Below are 18,152 nucleotides of genomic sequence, written 5' to 3' on the forward strand. Positions count from 1 at the left end.
GAGTCCGCATGAAGTCCCTGGTCCTCGTCGCCGCCCTGTCATGCCTCGCGATGGCCGCCTGCGGTCAGAAGCCTCAGGACGCGCCGACCGACGGGGATTCGGTGCGCGAGCGGGCCCAGGAGGCCCAGACGGCCCGGCGTCGCACGGGGGCCGAGGCCCAGGACCGGGCTCTGAACCGGGTCATCCGCACCGTCTATCTGTGCAACAACAGCGAACGCCTGTCGGTCGATTTCGACAATCCACGCCAGATGGCGACGGTGCGCAACTCAAGCGGCGAGGCCGTGGACCTGTACCAAGAACGGTCCACGGAAGGCATCTGGTACAAGGCTTCGGGCTATGAGCTGCGCGGCGAGGGCGTCATGGCCACCTGGACCTCGGACGGGCGTCCGCCGACCGAATGCCGGGCCGTCGACTAGCCGAACGCCGCCAGCCGCGCATCCAGACGCTCCCGGACCTCGGGCCAGTCCTCGTCGAGGACGGCGAACTGGGCGGTGTCGCGAATCCGGCCTTTGAAGGTGATCTTGTGCTTGCGCAGGATCCCCTCGTCGCGCGCCCCCAGCTTGCGGATCGCGGCCTGACTGCCCGGATTGACCGCGTCAGTCAGGATCTCGACCCGCACGGCGCCGCCGTCAAAAGCATGGCCCAATAGCAGCCGCTTGCAGGACGGATTGACCGGACCCCCGCGCGCCTCGGGTCGATAGAAGGTCGAGCCGATCTCGCAGCGGCGGTAGTCAGGCTTGATCTCATAGAGGCTGGTCGAGCCGACGACCGCGCCGTCGCTCAGCCGTCGAACGGCCCAGGCGATGCGCGTCCCCTGCTCCATCGCCTTCAGCGCCGAACGCCACCAGCCGTCGAAATGCTGGCCATAGCCGGCGGCGACCATGATGTCCCAGGAGGCCGCGTCGCAATCCAGCGCGGCCCGCAGCTCGGCTTCCAGCGACTCCGTCAGGGGCTCCAGCCTCACGAAGCGGTTCTCCAGCGGAGCGACGGCCAACAGCATCGGGGTCTGGCTCATGACGCGCCCTCGGTCTTCAGAAACGCCGTGAGGGCGGCGCGGTCCACGGCCTTGTCGACGAAGGCCTCGCCGATGCCGCGGGCCAAAATCAGGGTCAGTCCGCCGCCCTCGGCCTTCTTGTCGCCGGCCATACGGGTCAGCAACGCGTCCGCGGAAAAGACGCCGACTTGTCCCAGCTGGGTCGGCAGCCCGGCTGCCGCGATGACCGCCTCGACCCGCGCCGCATCTTCGCCCGGACACAGACCGGTGGTCGCAGCGAATCGGAACGCCAGCGCACAGCCCAATGCCACCGCCTCGCCATGGGTCAGTTTCGTCTCGTCAAAGCCCAGCTCTGCCTCGATGGCATGGCCGAAGGTGTGTCCGAGATTGAGCAGGGCGCGCCGCCCGGCCTCCTTCTCATCCTCGCCGACGATGGCGCTCTTGATCTCGACCGACCGGACCACGGCCCGGGTCAGGGCGGCGGGATCGCCTTCAGCGCCGACGGACCCTTCGCCCGCCAACCAGTCGAAGAAGGCGGGGTCGCAAATCAGTCCGTGCTTCAGCACCTCGGCCCAGCCCGAGCGAAGCTGGCGCGGCGGCAGGGTGGCCAGCAGGTCGATGTCGGCCACCACCAGCCTCGGCTGGTGGAAGGCCCCGACCAGATTCTTGCCGCGCGGGGTGTCGATCGCCGTCTTGCCGCCGACCGAGGAATCGACCTGGGCCAGCAGGGTGGTCGGAACCTGCACGAAATCGATACCGCGCATGAACAAGGCGGCCGCCAGCCCCGCGAGGTCGCCAACGACGCCGCCGCCCAGAGCCACGATCAGGTCGCGCCGGTCGAGACCGAAGGCCAGCAGCCGGTCAATCACCCGTTCCAGCTCGGCGAAGGATTTCGAGGCTTCGCCCGGCGGCACGGTCAGCAGCCGGGCGCGGACCCCGGCCGTCTCCAGCGCCGCAAGCACCGCCGGTCCGTGCAAGGCGGCGACGGTCTCATCCGTGACGATGACCGTTCGGCCCTTCGCCAGGGCTGCGATCCGCCGGCCCAGCTCGGGCATCAGGCCCTGGCCGATGAGGACGTCATAGGGCTGGAAGCCGCCGCCGGAGACCGCGATGACCGTGCTCATGCCGTCGCCTCGGTCCAGTAGGTTTCCAGCGCGCGGACGATGCCCTCGACCGCCTCGGCATGGGCGCCGCTGGCCACGTCCACGATCACATCGGCGCAGGCGTAGAAGGGATAGCGCACCTCGGCCATGGCCGTCAGCGCCTCCAGCGGATCCCGGCCGCGCAGCAGCGGGCGGGTGTCGCGCCGTTGCACCCGGCTGGCCACCGTCTCGAGGTCGGCCCGCATCCAGACCGTGACGGCGCGCGCCTTGAGCTCGGCCCGGGTTTCAGGATTGAGAACCGCCCCGCCGCCGGTCGCCAGCACCATGCGCGGGCCGTGCAGCAGGCGTTTCAGCACCCGCGCCTCTCCGGCCCGGAATTCGGACTCACCGAGCTTTGAGAAGATGTCCGAGACCGTCATGGCTGCCGCCGCCTCGATCTCGATATCGCCGTCGGCGAACGGCAGGCCCAGACGTTTGGCCAGCCGGCGTCCGACCGTCGATTTGCCCACCCCCATCAGCCCGACCAGGGCTATGGTGCGGTCATGAACGGGAATCGGTTCGTCATCGACCACCACGGGGCTCACGGCCGGCCTCGCGGGAGGCGGCTGGACGGCGACGGAACGGGCGGCGGCAGGCACGGCATGACCCCACCACCCTCTACACCAAGCGTCGCCGTCGCAAAGCGCCCAAGCGCATGAGCACGCCGCAGGTCGAGGCCTTTCTGGAAATGATGGCCGTCGAGCGTGACGCCTCGCCCCACACCCTGTCCGCCTATGGCCGCGATCTGGCCGACGCCGAGGCCGGGATCGCGGGCGGTCTGATGCGCGGCGACGAGGCGGGGGTCGAGGCCTGGTACGCCGACCTGGGCCGCCGCGGCCTGTCGCCCGCCACCCAGGCGCGTCGGCGCTCTGCGGTGCGGCAATTCTATCGCTTCGCCCTTGGCGAAGGCTGGCGGGCCGATGATCCTTCGCGGCGGCTGGATGCGCCGAAGCAGGGCCGCAGCCTGCCCCGGACGTTGGGCGGCGAGGAGATCGAGCGGCTGCTGGCGGCGGCCGCGACCCACGACGGGCACGCCGGCCTGCGGATGGTGGCGCTGGTGGAGCTGGCCTACGCGTCTGGGCTGCGAGTCTCGGAACTGCTGGGGCTGAAGGTCGAGGCCGTCCGGCGCGACCCCGCCTTCCTGATCGTGCGCGGCAAGGGCGGCAAGGAACGGCTGGCCCCGCTGAACGCCTCGGCGCGGGAGGCGGTGAAGGTCTGGCTGATCGCCTGTGAGGCCGCCCGTCCCGATAAGACCCCGGACAGTCCATGGCTGTTCCCTTCGGCCTCGGCCAAGGGCCATCTGACCCCGCGCCGGTTCGCCCAACTTCTGGATCAGGCCGCCGTCGACGCCGGGATCGACCCGGCCCGGGTGAGCCCCCATGTCCTGCGCCACGCCTTCGCCACCCACCTGCTGGAAGGCGGGGCCGACCTGCGCGTGGTCCAGACCCTTCTGGGCCACGCCGACATCGCCACGACCCAGATCTACACCCACGTCGCCACCGACCGCCTGGCGCAGGTGGTGCGTGACAACCACCCGCTGGCGAGGGAAGAATGAACCGCCGCTTGCTCCCCGGCGTTGACCTGACTAGGTTCCGCCGCCTTCCGATGCGCCATGCGGCGCGCCTGTTCCGGACGCCTGATGGCCGTGCACTACCTCGAGTTTGAAAAGCCGATCGCCGATCTGGAGGCGAAGATCGAGGAGCTGAATCTGCTCTCCTCGACCTCCGGTTCGTTCGACGCCGAGGTCGATCAACTGCGCAAGAAGGCCGAGCAGCTGCGCCGCAAAACCTACGCCAGCCTCGATCCGTGGATGAAGACCCAGGTCGCGCGCCATCCGCAGCGGCCGCATTTCGTCGACTATGTCGAGGGGCTGTTCACCGACTTCGTCGAGCTGAAGGGCGACCGGCAGTTCGGCGACGACCAGGCCATCCTGGGCGGGCTGGCGCGATTCCGCGGCGCGCCCGTGGTGCTGATGGGCCATGAGAAGGGCCACGACACCCAGACCCGCGTGGTCCACAATTTCGGCATGGCCCGACCCGAAGGCTACCGCAAGGCGGTTCGGCTGATGGACCTGGCCGAACGCTACGGCCTGCCGGTGCTGACCTTTGTGGACACGGCCGGGGCCTATCCGGGCCTGGGAGCCGAGGAGCGCGGCCAGGCCGAGGCCATCGCCCGATCGACCGAACGCTGTCTGACCCTCGGCGTCCCCTCCATCGCCACCATCACCGGCGAAGGCGGCTCGGGCGGGGCCATCGCCATCGCCGCCGCGGGCCGGGTGCTGATGCTCGAACATTCGATCTATTCAGTGATCTCGCCCGAGGGCGCGGCCGGTATCTTGTGGCGCGACGGCGCCCGGGCGCGCGACGCGGCCATGGCGATGAAGATCACCGCGCCCGACCTGGTCGAGTTGAAGATCGTCGACCGGATCATTCCCGAACCTCTGGGCGGGGCGCACGCCGACCGCGAAGCCGCCATCGCCGCCGTCGGTGACGTGCTGGCCGAGGAGCTGGCGGCCCTGTCGGGTCTGACGCCGGACCAGCTGCGCAAGGCCCGGGCGGATCGGTTCTACGCCATCGGCCGCGCCGGCTAGTCAGTCGGTCGTGTTAATCACTCCGCTACTGGAAGCTGCCAGCGTCCCCATCATGTGTACTTTGCGGGCTCCGTCCATGCGATTCTCCCTGACATGAACGGCCTCGGCGAAGCGTTGCGCGACAGCGCGGTTATCAATCTGACCGGTGCGACGACCATGGTCGTCGATGATTCGTCCTTCGCGCTGGACCTGACGATCCAGGCGCTGATGGGGTTCGGCATACGCACCCGCTACGCGTGCCAGGGCGCCGCCGAGGCCATGGATATCCTCAAGGAACAGAACATCGACTTGTTGGTCGTCGACTGCGAGATGCCCGGAATGGACGGCTTCGAACTGGTTCGCTGGCTGCGCCGGTCCGGGCTGGAGCCCAACGCCTTCGTGCCGGTGATCATGACGGCGGCCCACATCCGCCGATCCCGCGTGACGGAAGCCCGCGATTGCGGCGCCAATTTCATCGTCACCAAGCCGTTCAGCGCCACCACCCTGCTTGAACGGATCGTCTGGGTGTCGAAGGACGAGCGACCGTTCCTCGAGATTGGCGACTATTTCGGACCGGATCGCCGTTTCCGAATGGCGGCGGCTCCGGGGGAGGAACGTCGTGGCGACCTGATCCGGAAGCGGGAGTTCGAGGCCCAAAAAGCCGCCACCGCAGCCGAGGGAGAGGCTGTATGACCCTCATCACTCACCCCCGCCGGAAGTCGAACCTGGCGAAAATGATCGACTCGGCCGGCGGCCTCAGCATCGGCGTGGCGCTGACCCAGGCTCGCGCAAATATCGAGGCGATGCGTGCCCGGGCCCTCTCCCTGATTGACGCCGGGATCGGCGTCCTGGAAGCCGTGCCGGCTCCAACTGGTCCTGAAGACCTGCCGTCGCGTCTTGATGAAGCCTATCGTGCGACCACGACCCTGATCGATGCGGCCGGCCCATTCGAACTGCACGACCTGTGTCGCGCAGCCTCCGGACTGTGCGACCTGATCGGCGCGATCGACCCGGAAGAGGCCTTCGACTGGCGCATCGTCACCGTCCACGCCCGATCGCTTCGGTTGCTGCAGACCTTGCCGCTGGAGGCGGCTGAAGAACGCGCCCGCATCCTGCAAAGCCTGAGCGAGGTCATCGAGCGGAAGCTGGCTCAGACCGGCTGACGCTCCGTCCGCGCGCCGCGGGTCTGTTTGCGCCACAGGGCCGCATACTCCCCGCCCAGGTGCGCCACCAATTCGTGGTGGGCGCCGCGCTCGACGATCCGTCCGGCCTTCAGCACCAGTATCTGGTCAGCGTCGGCGATGGTCGACAACCGGTGGGCGACGACCAGGGTGGTGCGCCCCGCTCGCGCCTTGCGCAGGGTCTTCTGGATGGCGGCCTCGGTGCGGCTGTCCAGCGCGCTGGTAGCCTCGTCGAGGATCAGGATGCAGGGATCGGCCAGCAGGGCGCGGGCGATGCCGACGCGCTGACGTTCGCCGCCCGACAGTTTCAGGCCGCGCTCGCCGACGCGGGTCTCCATGCCTTCGGGCAGCTCCCGAATGAAATTGGCCAGTTCGGCCGCCTCGGCCGCCGCCCAGATGGCGGCCTCGTCGGCGTCGGGCCGGGCGAAGCCGATATTGGCGCGGATGCTGTCGTTGAACAGGGCCACGTCCTGCGGCACCAGGGCGACGGCGGCGCGCAGGGAGGCCTGCGTCACCTGTCGCGCGTCCAGCCCGTCGATCAGCACCCGGCCCCCCTGGGGGTCCAGCAGCCGCAGGGCCAGTTTGACGATGGTCGACTTGCCCGACCCGGACGGCCCGACCAGGGCGGTGGTCGTGCCGGGCGGGGCGATGAAGCTGACGTCCTCCAGGCCATTGGCGCGGGAGTCATGGCGGAAACCGACCTGTTCAAAGGCCAGGGCTGCTCCACGGGCGTCCGCTGGACGAGGCAGCGGGGCCGCGTCAGGGGCGTCTGCGACCTGCGGCGTCTGACGAGTCACCTTCAACATTTCCTCCATGTCAATGAAAGATTGACGGATTTCACGATAGGCGAAGCCGAGAATGTTCAACGGCGCATAGAGAGAGATCATGATCAGCACAGCCGCCATGACGTCGCCCGGCCCCATCCGGCCCGCCGCCGCCTCGAACCCGGCCATGACCGCCATGACGGCCAGGCCGATATTCATGATCACCGCCTGCATGATGTTCAGCATGGCCAGCGAGCTGTTGGCCTTCAGGGCGGCGCGCGTGTAGTCGCCCAGAGCACGGTCATAGGCCCCGGCGGCCCGGGCCTCGGCCCCAAAGGATTTGACCGTCTCATAGTTCAGCAGGGCGTCGACCGAGACGCCGGCGGCCTCGGTGTCGGCGGCGTTCATCTCGCGCCGGTGCTCCAGCCGCCAGTTGGCCAGGGCGAAGGTCGAGGCGGCGTAGACGGCGACCACCGCCACCGCCACGGCTCCGAACCGCCAGTCGTATCGTCCGGCCAGAACGCCCGCGGCCAACACCAGTTCGACACCGGTCGGGATCAGGTTGAAGGCCAGGATGCGCAGCAGGAAATCGACCGCCCGCGAGCCCCGGTCCATGGTCCGGGACAGTGATCCCGACCGTTTGGTCTGGTGGAAGTCCAGCGACAGGCTGAGCGCATGGGCGAAAGTCTCCGTCGCGGCGCGCCGCTGGGCCGCAGATCGTACGGGAGCGAAAACCACGTCAGAGGCGTTCGGCGCGATGGCGGACAGCAGCCGCACGAAGGCCCAGCCCACGGCGAAGCCGGCGAAACCCATGCCGATGGCGACCGCCGCGCCCTGCCCCGCCGCCAGATGATTGACCGCCGCGCCGAGGACCAGCGGACCCAGCACGCCCAGTCCCTTGCCGCCCAGGGTCATGCCGATGGCCGCGAGGAGGCGCAGACGGAGCTGGGGCGCGTTGGAGCGACCAACCAGCCGGATCAGATCGCCGAGGGCCCGCCAGGCCGGCGGTCCGTCCGTGACCGGCGCGGGCGCTCCGGCCTGCGCCGCCTTTGCGACTGAATCCCCTTGCCGTCCCGCCCGATCACCTCGCATTGCCATGCGCGCAGATATGGACCGCGCCGTCGGATGCGCAAAGGGCGGGCTGACGAAAGGCCCACGTCAGTATCGGTCGCAGGCCCGCGAACGCCCCCTGCCCCGCCGCGTCCGACTCCTGTAAGGCGGTCCCATGGCTCGTGACGGCGCAATCTATGTCTGCCAGGCCTGCGGGGCCGTCCATGGCAAATGGTCGGGCCAGTGCGGGGCCTGCAACCAGTGGAACTCCATCGTCGAGGAGAGCCGCTCGGCCCCGCCTGGCGCCATGAAACCCGCCACCGGAGCCGCGGCCCGCGGCCGCGGCGTGCAGTTCGAGACCCTTCAGTCCGACACGCCCGAACCGCCGCGCATCATCACCGGCGTGGCCGAGTTCGACCGGGTCTGCGGCGGCGGCGTGGTGCCCGGTTCGGCGATCCTGCTCAGCGGCGATCCCGGGGTCGGCAAATCGACCCTGCTGCTGGACGTGGCCGGACGTGCCGCCCTGTCGGGACGGCGCGTGGCCTATATCTCGGGCGAGGAGGCGGTCGAACAGATCCGCGCACGGGCGAGGCGGATGGGACTGGAGAAAGCCCCGGTGGAGCTGGCCTCGGCCACGGCGCTGCGGGACATCCTCGGCACGCTGAAGCGCGAGCGGTTCGACATCGTCATCGTCGATTCCATCCAGACCCTGTGGTCCGACGCCCATGAGGCCGGACCCGGCTCCGTGACCCAGGTCCGCGCCTGCGCCGGCGAAATGGTGCGGCTGGCCAAGTCGCAGGGCGTCGCCGTCATCCTAGTCGGCCACGTCACCAAGGACGGTCAGGTCGCGGGACCGCGGGTCGTCGAGCATATGGTCGACGCCGTTCTGAGCTTTGAGGGCGAGCGCGGCTATCCGTTCCGCATCCTGCGCGCCGGCAAGAACCGCTTCGGCGCCACCGATGAGATCGGCGTGTTCGAAATGGGCGATGCGGGCCTGCGCGAGGTGGCCAATCCCTCCGCCCTGTTCCTCGGGGAGAGCAAGGATCGCGCGCCGGGCGCGGCGGTCTTCGCCGGCATCGAGGGCTCGCGGCCTGTGCTGGTCGAGATGCAGGCCCTGGTGTCAAAATCCGCCTACGGCACCCCGCGCCGGGCGGTGGTGGGCTGGGACACCGGGCGGCTGGCCATGGTGCTGGCCGTGCTGGAGGCGCGCTGCGGCTTCGGGTTCGGCGATCAGGACGTCTATCTGAACGTGGCCGGAGGCCTGCGCATCAATGAGCCGGCGGCCGATCTGGCGGCAGCGGCGGCGCTGATCAGTTCGGCCACCGACACCCCCCTGCCGCAGGGCTGCGTGGTGTTCGGCGAGATCAGCCTGTCCGGCGAAGTCCGGGCCGTGGGCCGGGCCGAGGCGCGGCTGCGCGAGGCGCAGAAGCTGGGCTTCGACCGGGCCCTGACCCCGCCCCTGACGGTCAAGCACAAGGGCGTTGGAGTGACATCGGTGACGCGTCTGACCGAAGCGGTCGAACGAATCTCGCAAAACCGCTATTGAGCACTTGTCTCCTCTCTGTTGCGAAGCAATGGGGAGGTGGCTCGCGCAGCGAGACGGAGGGGCGATGCCAGATCACAATCCACCCCTCCACCGCCTTCCGCGGTCCCGCTCCCTATCTGCGATGGGGAGGAGACAGAAGTGACCGGTTTCGACGTAATCGCCATTCTGGTCATCCTCGCCTCGGCGGCGGCCGGCTGGGTGCGTGGCGGCACACGCGAGATCATCACCCTGCTGAGCTTCGTGCTGGCGGCCTTCATCGCCCTCGTCGCCCTGCCGCTGACCGCGCCGCTCGGGCGGGCGCTGGTCAATCCGGACTGGGCGGGCACGATCGCCGCGGCCGTCGCCTCCTTCCTGCTGATCTATTTCGGCATCCGCATTTTCGGCTCGGTGCTGTCGAAGCGGGCCCAGGCCCATCCGCAGCTGGGCGGAGTCGATCGCATCCTCGGCGTGTTCGTCGGGGCGGCGCGATCTCTGGTCCTGCTGGGCGCCATCCATCTGGTCGTCGTCGCGGCCATGCCGGGCGAGCGCACGCCGCGCTGGCTCAGCGAGGCCGCGCTGCGGCCCGTTACCGCGGGCGCCGCACGGATGATCCAGATGGTCCTGCCGGGGATCGGCCGGGGCGCCGACGCCCTGACGCCGGTCGTGACTTCGTCCGTGAACGAGGGATTTTCCGGCGAAGAAGCCTTGCCCTCGCCCCAAACAAACAATACTCCGCCGCCGTCCGCCGCCGACTAGAGTTCCCCGCGTCATCGGAGCCCCACGATGAGCAGTCCCGTGCATTCCATCGCTGACCCGGTTGTCCACCGGGCGCACCACCGCGACGCGGACGACGACCGGCCGCGGCTGGAATGCGGCGTCTGCGGCGTCTGGGGCGCGGACAAGAACGCCGCCTCGGCGGTCGTCGCCCTCGGTCTGCACGCCCTTCAACACCGCGGGCAGGAAGCCTGCGGCATCGCCAGCGTCAACGACACCCGCTTCCATACCGAACGCCACATGGGCCTGGTCGGCGAGGCCTTCGGCGGAACCGACCTTTCGGATCGCATGCCGGGCTCGGCGGCTGTCGGCCACACCCGCTATTCCACCGCCGGCGGCAGCTTCCTGCGCAACATCCAGCCGATGTTCGCCGATCTGGACCAGGGCGGCATCGCCATCGCCCACAACGGCAATCTGACCAACCACCTCTATCTGCGGAACCAGCTGGTCGGCGAAGGCGCCATCTTTCAGTCGACCTCGGACTCCGAAGTCATCCTCCACCTGATCGCCCGCAGCCGTAAGGCCAAGATCGTCGACCGCTTCATCGACGCCATCGGCCGGATCGAGGGCGGCTACGCCCTGGTTTGCGCCACCCGATCCAAGCTGATCGGCGCCCGCGACCCGCTGGGCATCCGTCCGCTTGTGCTGGGCAAGCTGGGCGAAGCCTGGGTGCTGGCGTCCGAGACCTGCGCGCTGGACACCATCGGCGCGACCTTCGAACGGGACGTCGAGCACGGCGAGGTCATCGTCATCGACCACGAGGGACTGAAGTCGCTCAAGCCCTTCCCGACCCGCGGGGCGCGGCCCTGCCTGTTCGAATATGTCTATTTCGCGCGCCCGGACAGCGTCGTGAACGGCCGCTCGGTCTATGGCGTGCGCAAGCGGATGGGTATGAAGCTGGCCCGCGAGCATTCGGTCGAGGCCGATGTCGTGGTGCCTGTGCCAGACTCCGGCGTGCCGGCGGCGCTGGGCTATGCGCAGGAGAGCGGCATTCCCTATGAGATGGGGATCATCCGCAGCCACTATCTGGGCCGCACCTTCATCCAGCCCAGCCAGGGCGCCCGGCAGAAGGGCGTGCGGATGAAGCACAGCCCCAACCGGTCGGTGCTGGAAGGCAAGCGGGTGGTGCTGATCGACGATTCCATCGTGCGCGGCACGACCTCGGTGAAACTGGTGCGGGCCGTGCGGGCCGCGGGCGCGACAGAGGTGCATCTGCGCTCGGCCTCGCCGCCGATCCTGTGGCCGGACTTCTACGGCATCGACATGCCCGAGCGGGACCAGCTGATCGCCGCCAATATGACGCTGGAGGAGATGCGGGCCCACCTTGAGGTCGACTCCCTGGGCTTCCTGTCGGTCGATGGCCTGTACGACGCCATGGAGGCCGGACCGCGCGATCCGCGCCAGCCGCAGTTCACGGACCACTATTTCACCGGCGAATACCCGACCCGCCTGCTGGACCGCGAGATCGAGGAAGGCGGCCGCGAGGTCGCCGCGCGGCAACTTTCGCTTCTGGTCAGCGCTTAACAGCGAGATCGGTCCGGGCGCCGCACGCGCCCGGGCCGGATCGTCACGCCACGGAACGCCCCATGATCCAGCTCGGCTATTTCACCATCGACACGGCGGACATCGACAAGGCGCGGGCCTTCTATTCCGCCCTGTTCGGCTGGTCCTTCGACGAAGCGGAATCGCATCCGAATTACGCCCATGTCGCCGGCGGCCAGCCGTCCTTCGGCTTCATCAAGGTCGAGCGGCCGAAGAATAATGAGCACCTCTATTTCCGGGTCGCCGACGTGGACGCCCTTTGCGAGCGCGTGGTCGAACTGGGCGGCCGGACTGCCGTGCCGTCGGACGGCGCCTCCGGGCGGACGGCCGTGGTCGCCGACGATCAGGGCGTCAGCTTCAGCCTGTGGCAACCGGCGCCCGGTTTCTGATCCGGTTTCGCTTTCGGCCGGCGTGACGGCGCGCTATCAGGCCCGCCATGACTGACCTCCCCCTCAAGGACCGCATCGCCCTCATCGTCGGGGCGTCGCGCGGCATCGGCTATGAGAGCGCCCTCGCGCTGGCCAGGGCCGGCGCGCATGTGATCGCCACGGCGCGCACGGTGGGCGGCCTAGAGGAGCTGGACGACGCCATCTTCGCCGCGACCGGCAAACACGCGACCCTGATCCCGTTCGATCTGGTGGACGGCGGGGCGATCGACCGGCTGGGCGGCGCCATCTATGAGCGTTTTGGCCGGCTGGACGTCTGGGTGCAGGCGGCGGCGACCATGGGGGCCTCGGGCCTGACGCCGGTCAGCCACGCCGACCCCCGCGTCTGGGCCAAGGTCGAGAAGACGAACTTCACCGCCGTCTATCGCCTGATCCGCTCGCTTGAGCCCCTGCTCAAGGCGTCAGACGCCGGGCGCGCCGTCTACATCACGACCAGCGTGGCCGCCGCGCCCCGAGCCTTCTGGGGCATGTACGCCGCGACCAAGGCCGGCGCCGAGGCGCTGGTGAAATGCTGGGCCGACGAGATCGAATCCACGCCGATCCGGGTGTCGATCATCGATCCGGGCCGGATGCGGACGGCGATGCGAGCCCAGGCCTTTCCGGGCGAGGACCCGGAGGATGTCGTGCATCCGTCGGTCATCGGCCCGCTGATGGTCGAACTGGCGCGCGGCGACCTGGAGCCGCCGCTGGAAGTCAGCTTCAAGGACTGGTCAGCGGGACCGGGCGTGGCGGCGCTGATCTGACGATGCGTCGGACGCTCGCATCAGCAGCGACCTATTTCGCCATCGTCTTCAGCCTTGCCTTCATGCTGGGCGTCGTCCGAACGCTTTTCGTGGCCCCCAGAACCGGCGACGTCGTCGCGGTGCTCATCGAGACGCCGATTGTTCTTTTCATCAGCTGGCTCGCCGCCGGGTGGACCGCACGCAGGTTTTCTGTCCCGGCGAAAGCGCCGGAAAGGCTAACCATGGGCTTCACCGCCTTCACCCTGCTCATGGTGGTTGAGACGACGCTGTCACTTCTGCTGTTCGATCGCCCGCTGGCCCAGCAGTTCGCAGCCTATGCGACCCCGGCTGGCGCGATCGGCGTCCTTGGCCAGGTCGTGTTCGGCTTCATGCCGCTTCTGGCAGCCCGCCGCCTTTGAACCCGTCGGCGACCCTACTTCTTCGGCAGGTGCTTCTGCCCGGTCCGAACCCGGCCTGACCGCGACACCTGACGCGCCCCGCCCCGCGCGCCCTTCTGGACCGCGACGGACGAGCCGGCCTTCTTGTTGGCGCTGGCCTTCAACCCGGCCAGCGGCTTGAGTTTGGTCTTGCCGGCCTTCTTCTGCTCCAGCGCCTTGCCGGGCAGGTTGGACAGCATCTCGGCGCGCTCGGCCTTCTTGATGACCTTGCGCGGCGCGGTCTTGGCGTCGCCTTTGTAGCGTTCGGGGCCCGACTTGGAGCCGCCCGGCGCATAGGGGTTCTCGCTGCCCGACTTGACCAGCAGGCGGATCGGCGTGCCCGGCAGGTCGAACGACTCGCGCAGGTTGTTGACCAGATAGCGTTTGTATTGCTCCGGCATGGACTCGGCGCGGCTGGCCATCAACACGAAGGTCGGCGGGCGGGCCTTGGTCTGGGCCATGTATTTGGGTTTGATCCGCTTGCCGTCGACGGCGGGAGGCGGATGCCTCTGGGTGGCCAGGGCCAGCCAGGTGTTGAGGTCCTTGGTCTTGACCTTCACCGACCACGTCGCGTGGGCCTGCAACACGGCGGGCATCAGCCGTTCGACGCCCCGGCCGCTGTGCGACGACAGGGCCACAAAGGGCGAGCCCTTCAGCTGGGGCAGCTTGTCCTCAGCCATCTGGGTGAGCTTGGCCAGCTTGGCCTGTGGGCTTTCCTCCAGGTCCCATTTGGCGGCGACATAGACCAGCGCCCGGCCCTCGCGCTCGACCAGATCGGCCAGCTGCAGGTCCTGGGTGTCGAAGGCGTCGTCCTTGTCCATGACCAGTACGACCACCTCGGCGAAGGTGATGGCGCGGATGGTGTCGGCGACCGACAGCTTCTCCAGCTTCTCCTGCACCCGGGCCTTGCGGCGCATGCCGGCGGTGTCGACCAGACGGATGTTCTGGCCCTCGTATTCCCAGTCGACCGAGATGCTGTCGCGGGTGATGCCGGCCTCGGGGCCGGTCAGCATGCGATCCTCGCCGATCAGGCGGTTGATCAGGGTCGACTTGCCCGCGTTGGGGCGGCCGATGATGGCGATCCGGATCGGTTTGTCGGGCTCGTCGACTTCTTCGATGAAGATGTCGGCGCTGGCGGCGACCACGGCGGCGTAGAGGTCGGCCATACCCTCGCCGTGCTCGGCCGAAATGGCGACCGGCTCGCCGAAGCCCAGTGAGTATGCCTCGCCGATGCCGCCGCCGCTCTCACGGCTCTCGGACTTGTTGGCCAGAAGGATGACGGGCTTGTGCTGTTTGCGCAGGCGGTCGGCGAAGATCTGGTCCAGCGAGGTCACGCCCTCGCGGGCGTCCATCATGAACAGGATCAGGTCGCCGTCTTCCAGCGCCGCTTCGGTCTGCTCGCGCATGCGGGATTCGAGGCTGCCGTCGGTGACGTCCTCATAGCCGGCGGTGTCGATCAGGGTCAGGTCCATGTCGCCGATGTTGCCGTCGGCGTAGCGGCGGTCGCGGGTCACCCCCGGCCGGTCGTCGACCAGCGCCAGGCGCTTGCCCACCAGGCGGTTGAACAGGGTCGACTTGCCCACATTGGGGCGGCCGACGATGGCGACTTTGAGAGCCATGTCGGCCTTCTAACGCAGTTCGGGGGCCGAGCGATATCGGTTCAGATGCTCTTAGCATCTGAACCCAGATCATCGCGCCAAATAAAGTAGGGCCATTTTTTGGATTCAGGTCGAATCGACCTGAAGCAAAAATGGGCCAGGTCAGCGAATGCTGACGAGATCGCCCTTGTCGGTGAGAACATAGAGGGCGCCGTTGTAGGCGGCCGGAGCGATATAGACCGGCCCGCCCAGGCGGATCGAGGCTGTCTGGGCGCCGGTCTTGGGATCGAAGGCGACCAGTTCGCCGTCCGAATTGGTCAGCACCAGCCGGTTCGAGGCCATCAGCGGGCCCGACCAGACCGGCCGCACCGTGCGATCGAAGAAGCCGAACATGCCGCCCTCCTGGCGGACGCGGCCCTCATTGAGATTGCGGGTCCAGTAAATCTGGCCGGTGTCGCGGTTGATGACGGTCAATTCGCCGTCCTTGGACACGACATAGATCACGTCGCCAACCGGCAGGGGCGCATTGACGCCGGCGATCGGCAGGGGCGCCCATTTCGGCTGGCCCGAGCGGATGTCCATGGCGGACAGCACGCCCGAATGGCTGACGGCGTAAACGACGCCGCGGCTGATAACGGGCCGACCGGCGATGTCGCGGATTTCAGACAGGGCGCTGGTTCGGCTGGTGCGCGAGAGGACCTGCTGCCACAGCGACTGGCCGGTGGAGGCGCGCAGGGCCACCACTTCACCGGACGAGAAGGGCGCGATCACCGTATCGCCGGTCACCGCCGGGCTGGTGGCGCGCATGAGGCGGGCCGGCTCGGGAATGCCGCGATAGGACCAGTCCTGACGGCCGGTCGCGGTGTCGAAGGCCTGAATCTGGTTCTCGACGTCGACGACGAAGACCCGGCTGCCCGAGACCGTCGGGGCGCTGTGGATCGGCACATCGACCGGGGTGGTCCAGATCACGGCGCCGGAGGCCTGATCGATGGCGGTGACGGTGCGATAGCCCGAGGACACGAAGACCTTGCCGCCGCCGACCGCGACGCCGCCGCCGAAGCCGCCGCCGTCAGACCGGCCGCCCATGCCGAGGAAGCCGGTGCGGCGTGAGTCCTCGGCCGGCTTGATGTTGGTCCGCCAGGCCTGGGCGCCCGTTCCGGCGTCGAGGGCGGAAACCGTGGCCTCGCCATCCAGCACGAAGACCCTGCCGTTGTCGGCCACGACCGGCGCCATGACCTGACGCGTGCGCGACGAACCGGCGCCGATTCCACGACGCCAGGCGACGGTAAATTCCGCGGCCGCGATCACATGCTCGACCGCATTTTCGGCGTTTCCGCCGGGCTGGGTCCAGGCGGTCGCCGCCTGGGGTCCGGGGATGAAGAAGTCACGGCCAGACAGGGCGGCCGACGGGACCAGCGCCTGTTCGAACTCCAGCACCGAAATCCGCTGGCCCTCGCTGGCGGTGGCCTGGGGCGTGTTGTCCCGGCCGAGGCCGAACGGCAGCATCCCCTGCACGGTGCTGCACGAGGCGAGAGAGACGGCCAGACCGCTCAACAGGGCGACTTTAAGCACGCGATTCATGGGGTACGTCCTGAAAGCGGGGATCAAGGGCGGGCCGGACCGGCAGCGGGCGCCGCAGCGGCGACCGGAGCAGGCGGGGCGACGGGAATGGCGGCCTGGGCGCGAACGATGGCGGCGAGACCGGGCGCGCCGCCGGCGTCGATCGCCGCGATGGCGAGGTCGGCGCGCTGGGTGACGATATCGGGGGTGTCCAGGCCGTTCTTGAGCAGCACCAGCGCCTCACGGGCCGGGGCGACCTGACCGTGCTGGAGCCGGGCCATAGCCAAAGCTTCCAGAGCGAAGGCGCTGAACGGGCGGCCATCCTTGGCCAGGGGCTCAAGACGGGCCTCGATCTGTTCCAGGGTTTCAGTGTCCATGGCCAGCCAGGCGGCCTTGAGCGCGGCGGGGTCGGACAGGAGCGGGTCGCCGGAAGCCTTGGCCGCCTCGTCCAGCAGCGCGATCGCGTCGGGAACGCGGTTGGCGGCGAGGGCGATGCCCGCGCGCTGGCTCAGGGCCATGACCTTGTAGGCGCCGTTGCCGTCCTTGGCTGCCTGGATGAAGGCGGCGTCGGCCCCGACCGGATTGTTGGCCTCGAGCGATTCCAGACCGCGATCGTAGGCGACGGAAGCCTTGTCGGCCTTCGACGTCTGCCAGCTGTCCCAGCCCCAGAAGGCCAGGGCGGCGATCAGGGCGATCAGAAGCACCCCGCCCGCGACGGGCAGCCAGGTGCGGGCCAGCCGCTTGTAGCGGTCGGAGCGAAGCTCCTCCTCGACCTGCTCGAAGACATCAACCACGGATACGTCGCCCCCAGAAAACGGCTGTCAGGCCGCTGAAAATCAGTCCGGCCGGACCCTAGAGGGTCCCCTGCCCCGCCGCAACGCACGGCTTAGGGCGTGGCGGGCTTTTTCGAGAAGTAGGTCTCGACTTCGGCAGGAAAACGGCGGGCCTTCACGTCGGCGGCGTAACTCGCCACGGCCCGGTCGATGTCGCCGCGCATATCGGCGTAGCGGCGGACGAATTTCGGGGTCCAGTCGAACAGGCCGAGCATGTCGGGCGTGACCAGGATCTGGCCGTCGCAGGCGGACGACGCGCCGATGCCGATGGTGGGCTTGTCGATGGCCAGGGTGATGTCGCGCGCCAGCCCCTCGGCCACGCCCTCGACCACCACGGCGAAGGCTCCGGCGTCGGCGGTGGCCTCGGCCTCGCTCATGACACGCAGCCGCTCTTCGTCGGTGCGGCCCTTGGCCTTGAAGGCCCCGTCGGTCAGCACGGCCTGGGGCCGCAGGCCCACATGGCCCATGACCGGAATGCCACGCTGGACCAGATAGGCGATGGTTTCCGCCACCGTGGGACCGCTTTCGACCTTCACCCCCTGGGCGCCGGTCTCCTTCATCACGCGGGCGCAGTTCTGATAGGCCTGCTCCTTGCCGCCCTCATAGCTGCCGAACGGCATGTCGATGACCACCATGGCCCGGCGGGAGCCGCGCATGACGGCCTGGCCGTGCAGGATCATCATCTCCAGCGTCACCCCGACAGTGTTGGGCATGCCGTGGACCACCATGCCGACGCTGTCGCCGACCAGCAGCAGGTCACAGTGGTCGTCCAGCAGGGTGGCGGTCGGGGCGTCATAGGCCGTCAGACAAACGATCGGCTCGCCGCCCTTGCGGGCGCGGATGTCGGGAGCGGCGATGCGTTTGACCGCTTCCTGCTTCTGGCTGGACATGGGGAGGTCCTCCTGCTGGGTAGCCAGCATCATAAGGATACCCACCCCCGCCGTCATCCTCGGGCTTGACCCGAGGATCAGATGTTCCGTCGCAGGCCGGTCGGCTTTGTGGTCACCGTCCGTGG

At 68.7% G+C, this 18,152-nt stretch carries 19 protein-coding genes; 11 read left to right on the top strand and 8 right to left on the bottom strand.

The annotated features are described in order from the left end of the window. Nucleotides 1-8 precede the first annotated feature (8 nt). A complete protein-coding gene (locus ACTIEW_RS08260) occupies nucleotides 9-416 on the top strand; it encodes an MliC family protein (RefSeq protein WP_439477430.1) in 408 nt (135 codons plus the stop codon). On the opposite strand, the gene ACTIEW_RS08265 is transcribed toward ACTIEW_RS08260, so the two are convergent. From ACTIEW_RS08265 to ACTIEW_RS08275, 3 genes are read right to left on the bottom strand one after another with little or no spacing between them, the layout of a single operon-like run. After that, nucleotides 413-1,015 (bottom strand): GNAT family N-acetyltransferase, encoded by a 603-nt coding sequence (locus ACTIEW_RS08265; protein WP_439477431.1) that lies wholly within the window; start codon nucleotides 1,013-1,015, stop codon nucleotides 413-415. The two genes, ACTIEW_RS08260 and ACTIEW_RS08265, sit on opposite strands and share 4 nt — an antisense overlap. After that, a complete protein-coding gene (aroB, locus tag ACTIEW_RS08270; RefSeq protein ID WP_439477432.1) occupies nucleotides 1,012-2,118 on the bottom strand; it encodes a 3-dehydroquinate synthase in 1,107 nt (368 codons plus the stop codon). Before aroB ends, ACTIEW_RS08265 begins: the two co-directional genes overlap by 4 nt. Next, nucleotides 2,115-2,735: a shikimate kinase gene (locus ACTIEW_RS08275; protein ID WP_439477433.1), complete on the bottom strand. Its 621-nt coding sequence runs from the start codon at nucleotides 2,733-2,735 to the stop codon at nucleotides 2,115-2,117. The genes aroB and ACTIEW_RS08275 overlap by 4 nt, the downstream gene beginning before the upstream one ends. Nucleotides 2,736-2,791: 56 nt before the next feature. Between ACTIEW_RS08275 and ACTIEW_RS08280 the strand changes: the two genes are divergently transcribed. The 4 genes from ACTIEW_RS08280 (at nucleotide 2,792) to ACTIEW_RS08295 (ending at nucleotide 5,868) form a co-directional block, all read left to right on the top strand. After that, on the top strand, nucleotides 2,792-3,691 hold the full coding sequence (locus ACTIEW_RS08280) for a site-specific tyrosine recombinase XerD (RefSeq protein ID WP_439477434.1): 900 nt from the start codon (nucleotides 2,792-2,794) through the stop codon (nucleotides 3,689-3,691). An 84-nt stretch (nucleotides 3,692-3,775) separates the two neighbouring features. Next, entirely contained in the window at nucleotides 3,776-4,726 is a 951-nt protein-coding gene (locus tag ACTIEW_RS08285) for an acetyl-CoA carboxylase carboxyltransferase subunit alpha (RefSeq protein ID WP_439477435.1), read from the top strand. A 93-nt stretch (nucleotides 4,727-4,819) separates the two neighbouring features. Then, the gene (locus ACTIEW_RS08290; protein ID WP_439477436.1) at nucleotides 4,820-5,398 is read left to right on the top strand and encodes a response regulator; all 579 of its coding nucleotides are present in this window, start codon (nucleotides 4,820-4,822) and stop codon (nucleotides 5,396-5,398) included. Beyond that, entirely contained in the window at nucleotides 5,395-5,868 is a 474-nt protein-coding gene (locus tag ACTIEW_RS08295; RefSeq protein WP_439477437.1) for a chemotaxis protein CheE, read from the top strand. The genes ACTIEW_RS08290 and ACTIEW_RS08295 overlap by 4 nt, the downstream gene beginning before the upstream one ends. On the opposite strand, the gene ACTIEW_RS08300 is transcribed toward ACTIEW_RS08295, so the two are convergent. Beyond that, the gene (locus ACTIEW_RS08300; protein WP_439477438.1) at nucleotides 5,856-7,742 is read right to left on the bottom strand and encodes an ABCB family ABC transporter ATP-binding protein/permease; all 1,887 of its coding nucleotides are present in this window, start codon (nucleotides 7,740-7,742) and stop codon (nucleotides 5,856-5,858) included. The genes ACTIEW_RS08295 and ACTIEW_RS08300 overlap by 13 nt on opposite strands. A gap of 133 nt (nucleotides 7,743-7,875) precedes the next feature. Here ACTIEW_RS08300 and radA point away from each other — a divergent pair, with 133 nt between their 5' ends. The 6 genes from radA to ACTIEW_RS08330 all read left to right on the top strand — a co-directional run bounded on the left by radA (nucleotide 7,876) and on the right by ACTIEW_RS08330 (nucleotide 13,128). Beyond that, nucleotides 7,876-9,246, top strand: a complete 1,371-nt coding sequence (gene radA, locus ACTIEW_RS08305; protein ID WP_439477439.1) for a DNA repair protein RadA — start codon at nucleotides 7,876-7,878, stop codon at nucleotides 9,244-9,246. A gap of 138 nt (nucleotides 9,247-9,384) precedes the next feature. Beyond that, nucleotides 9,385-9,981: a CvpA family protein gene (locus ACTIEW_RS08310; RefSeq protein ID WP_439477440.1), complete on the top strand. Its 597-nt coding sequence runs from the start codon at nucleotides 9,385-9,387 to the stop codon at nucleotides 9,979-9,981. A 27-nt stretch (nucleotides 9,982-10,008) separates the two neighbouring features. Beyond that, nucleotides 10,009-11,523 (top strand): amidophosphoribosyltransferase, encoded by a 1,515-nt coding sequence (gene purF, locus ACTIEW_RS08315; protein ID WP_439477441.1) that lies wholly within the window; start codon nucleotides 10,009-10,011, stop codon nucleotides 11,521-11,523. A 62-nt stretch (nucleotides 11,524-11,585) separates the two neighbouring features. Next, entirely contained in the window at nucleotides 11,586-11,930 is a 345-nt protein-coding gene (locus ACTIEW_RS08320) for a VOC family protein (protein ID WP_439477442.1), read from the top strand. A gap of 47 nt (nucleotides 11,931-11,977) precedes the next feature. Beyond that, complete coding sequence (locus tag ACTIEW_RS08325) at nucleotides 11,978-12,730, top strand: SDR family NAD(P)-dependent oxidoreductase (RefSeq protein ID WP_439477443.1); 753 nt, start codon at nucleotides 11,978-11,980, stop codon at nucleotides 12,728-12,730. A 2-nt stretch (nucleotides 12,731-12,732) separates the two neighbouring features. After that, nucleotides 12,733-13,128 (top strand): hypothetical protein, encoded by a 396-nt coding sequence (locus ACTIEW_RS08330; protein WP_439477444.1) that lies wholly within the window; start codon nucleotides 12,733-12,735, stop codon nucleotides 13,126-13,128. A gap of 14 nt (nucleotides 13,129-13,142) precedes the next feature. On the opposite strand, the gene der is transcribed toward ACTIEW_RS08330, so the two are convergent. From der to panB, 4 genes are all read right to left on the bottom strand, one after another. Then, nucleotides 13,143-14,765 (bottom strand): ribosome biogenesis GTPase Der, encoded by a 1,623-nt coding sequence (der, locus tag ACTIEW_RS08335; protein WP_439477445.1) that lies wholly within the window; start codon nucleotides 14,763-14,765, stop codon nucleotides 13,143-13,145. A 141-nt stretch (nucleotides 14,766-14,906) separates the two neighbouring features. Beyond that, nucleotides 14,907-16,325 carry an outer membrane protein assembly factor BamB family protein gene (locus ACTIEW_RS08340; RefSeq protein ID WP_439477446.1) on the bottom strand — a complete coding sequence of 473 codons (1,419 nt, stop codon included), beginning with the start codon at nucleotides 16,323-16,325 and terminating at the stop codon, nucleotides 14,907-14,909. A gap of 23 nt (nucleotides 16,326-16,348) precedes the next feature. After that, a complete protein-coding gene (locus ACTIEW_RS08345) occupies nucleotides 16,349-17,098 on the bottom strand; it encodes a tetratricopeptide repeat protein (protein ID WP_439477447.1) in 750 nt (249 codons plus the stop codon). Between the two features lie 92 nt (nucleotides 17,099-17,190). Continuing rightward, nucleotides 17,191-18,027 (bottom strand): 3-methyl-2-oxobutanoate hydroxymethyltransferase, encoded by an 837-nt coding sequence (panB, locus tag ACTIEW_RS08350; RefSeq protein ID WP_439477448.1) that lies wholly within the window; start codon nucleotides 18,025-18,027, stop codon nucleotides 17,191-17,193. Nucleotides 18,028-18,152 lie beyond the last annotated feature (125 nt).

Origin of the sequence: Brevundimonas sp., assembly GCF_051860745.1 — a bacterium.
In the GTDB taxonomy this organism is placed as follows: Bacteria; Pseudomonadota; Alphaproteobacteria; order Caulobacterales; family Caulobacteraceae; genus Brevundimonas.

What these genes read in the sequence shown, in the direction of transcription:
- ACTIEW_RS08325 (WP_439477443.1), top strand. Translation starts at nt 11,978, where the DNA reads ATGACTGACCTCCCCCTCAAGGACCGCATCGCCCTCATCGTCGGGGCG.
- ACTIEW_RS08265 (WP_439477431.1), bottom strand. Translation starts at nt 1,015, where the DNA reads ATGAGCCAGACCCCGATGCTGTTGGCCGTCGCTCCGCTGGAGAACCGC.
- ACTIEW_RS08295 (WP_439477437.1), top strand. Translation starts at nt 5,395, where the DNA reads ATGACCCTCATCACTCACCCCCGCCGGAAGTCGAACCTGGCGAAAATG.
- der (WP_439477445.1), bottom strand. Translation starts at nt 14,765, where the DNA reads ATGGCTCTCAAAGTCGCCATCGTCGGCCGCCCCAATGTGGGCAAGTCG.
- ACTIEW_RS08320 (WP_439477442.1), top strand. Translation starts at nt 11,586, where the DNA reads ATGATCCAGCTCGGCTATTTCACCATCGACACGGCGGACATCGACAAG.
- ACTIEW_RS08285 (WP_439477435.1), top strand. Translation starts at nt 3,776, where the DNA reads ATGGCCGTGCACTACCTCGAGTTTGAAAAGCCGATCGCCGATCTGGAG.
- ACTIEW_RS08330 (WP_439477444.1), top strand. Translation starts at nt 12,733, where the DNA reads ATGCGTCGGACGCTCGCATCAGCAGCGACCTATTTCGCCATCGTCTTC.
- radA (WP_439477439.1), top strand. Translation starts at nt 7,876, where the DNA reads ATGGCTCGTGACGGCGCAATCTATGTCTGCCAGGCCTGCGGGGCCGTC.
- ACTIEW_RS08340 (WP_439477446.1), bottom strand. Translation starts at nt 16,325, where the DNA reads ATGAATCGCGTGCTTAAAGTCGCCCTGTTGAGCGGTCTGGCCGTCTCT.
- purF (WP_439477441.1), top strand. Translation starts at nt 10,009, where the DNA reads ATGAGCAGTCCCGTGCATTCCATCGCTGACCCGGTTGTCCACCGGGCG.
- ACTIEW_RS08290 (WP_439477436.1), top strand. Translation starts at nt 4,820, where the DNA reads ATGAACGGCCTCGGCGAAGCGTTGCGCGACAGCGCGGTTATCAATCTG.
- ACTIEW_RS08300 (WP_439477438.1), bottom strand. Translation starts at nt 7,742, where the DNA reads ATGCGAGGTGATCGGGCGGGACGGCAAGGGGATTCAGTCGCAAAGGCG.
- aroB (WP_439477432.1), bottom strand. Translation starts at nt 2,118, where the DNA reads ATGAGCACGGTCATCGCGGTCTCCGGCGGCGGCTTCCAGCCCTATGAC.
- ACTIEW_RS08260 (WP_439477430.1), top strand. Translation starts at nt 9, where the DNA reads ATGAAGTCCCTGGTCCTCGTCGCCGCCCTGTCATGCCTCGCGATGGCC.
- ACTIEW_RS08280 (WP_439477434.1), top strand. Translation starts at nt 2,792, where the DNA reads ATGAGCACGCCGCAGGTCGAGGCCTTTCTGGAAATGATGGCCGTCGAG.
- panB (WP_439477448.1), bottom strand. Translation starts at nt 18,027, where the DNA reads ATGTCCAGCCAGAAGCAGGAAGCGGTCAAACGCATCGCCGCTCCCGAC.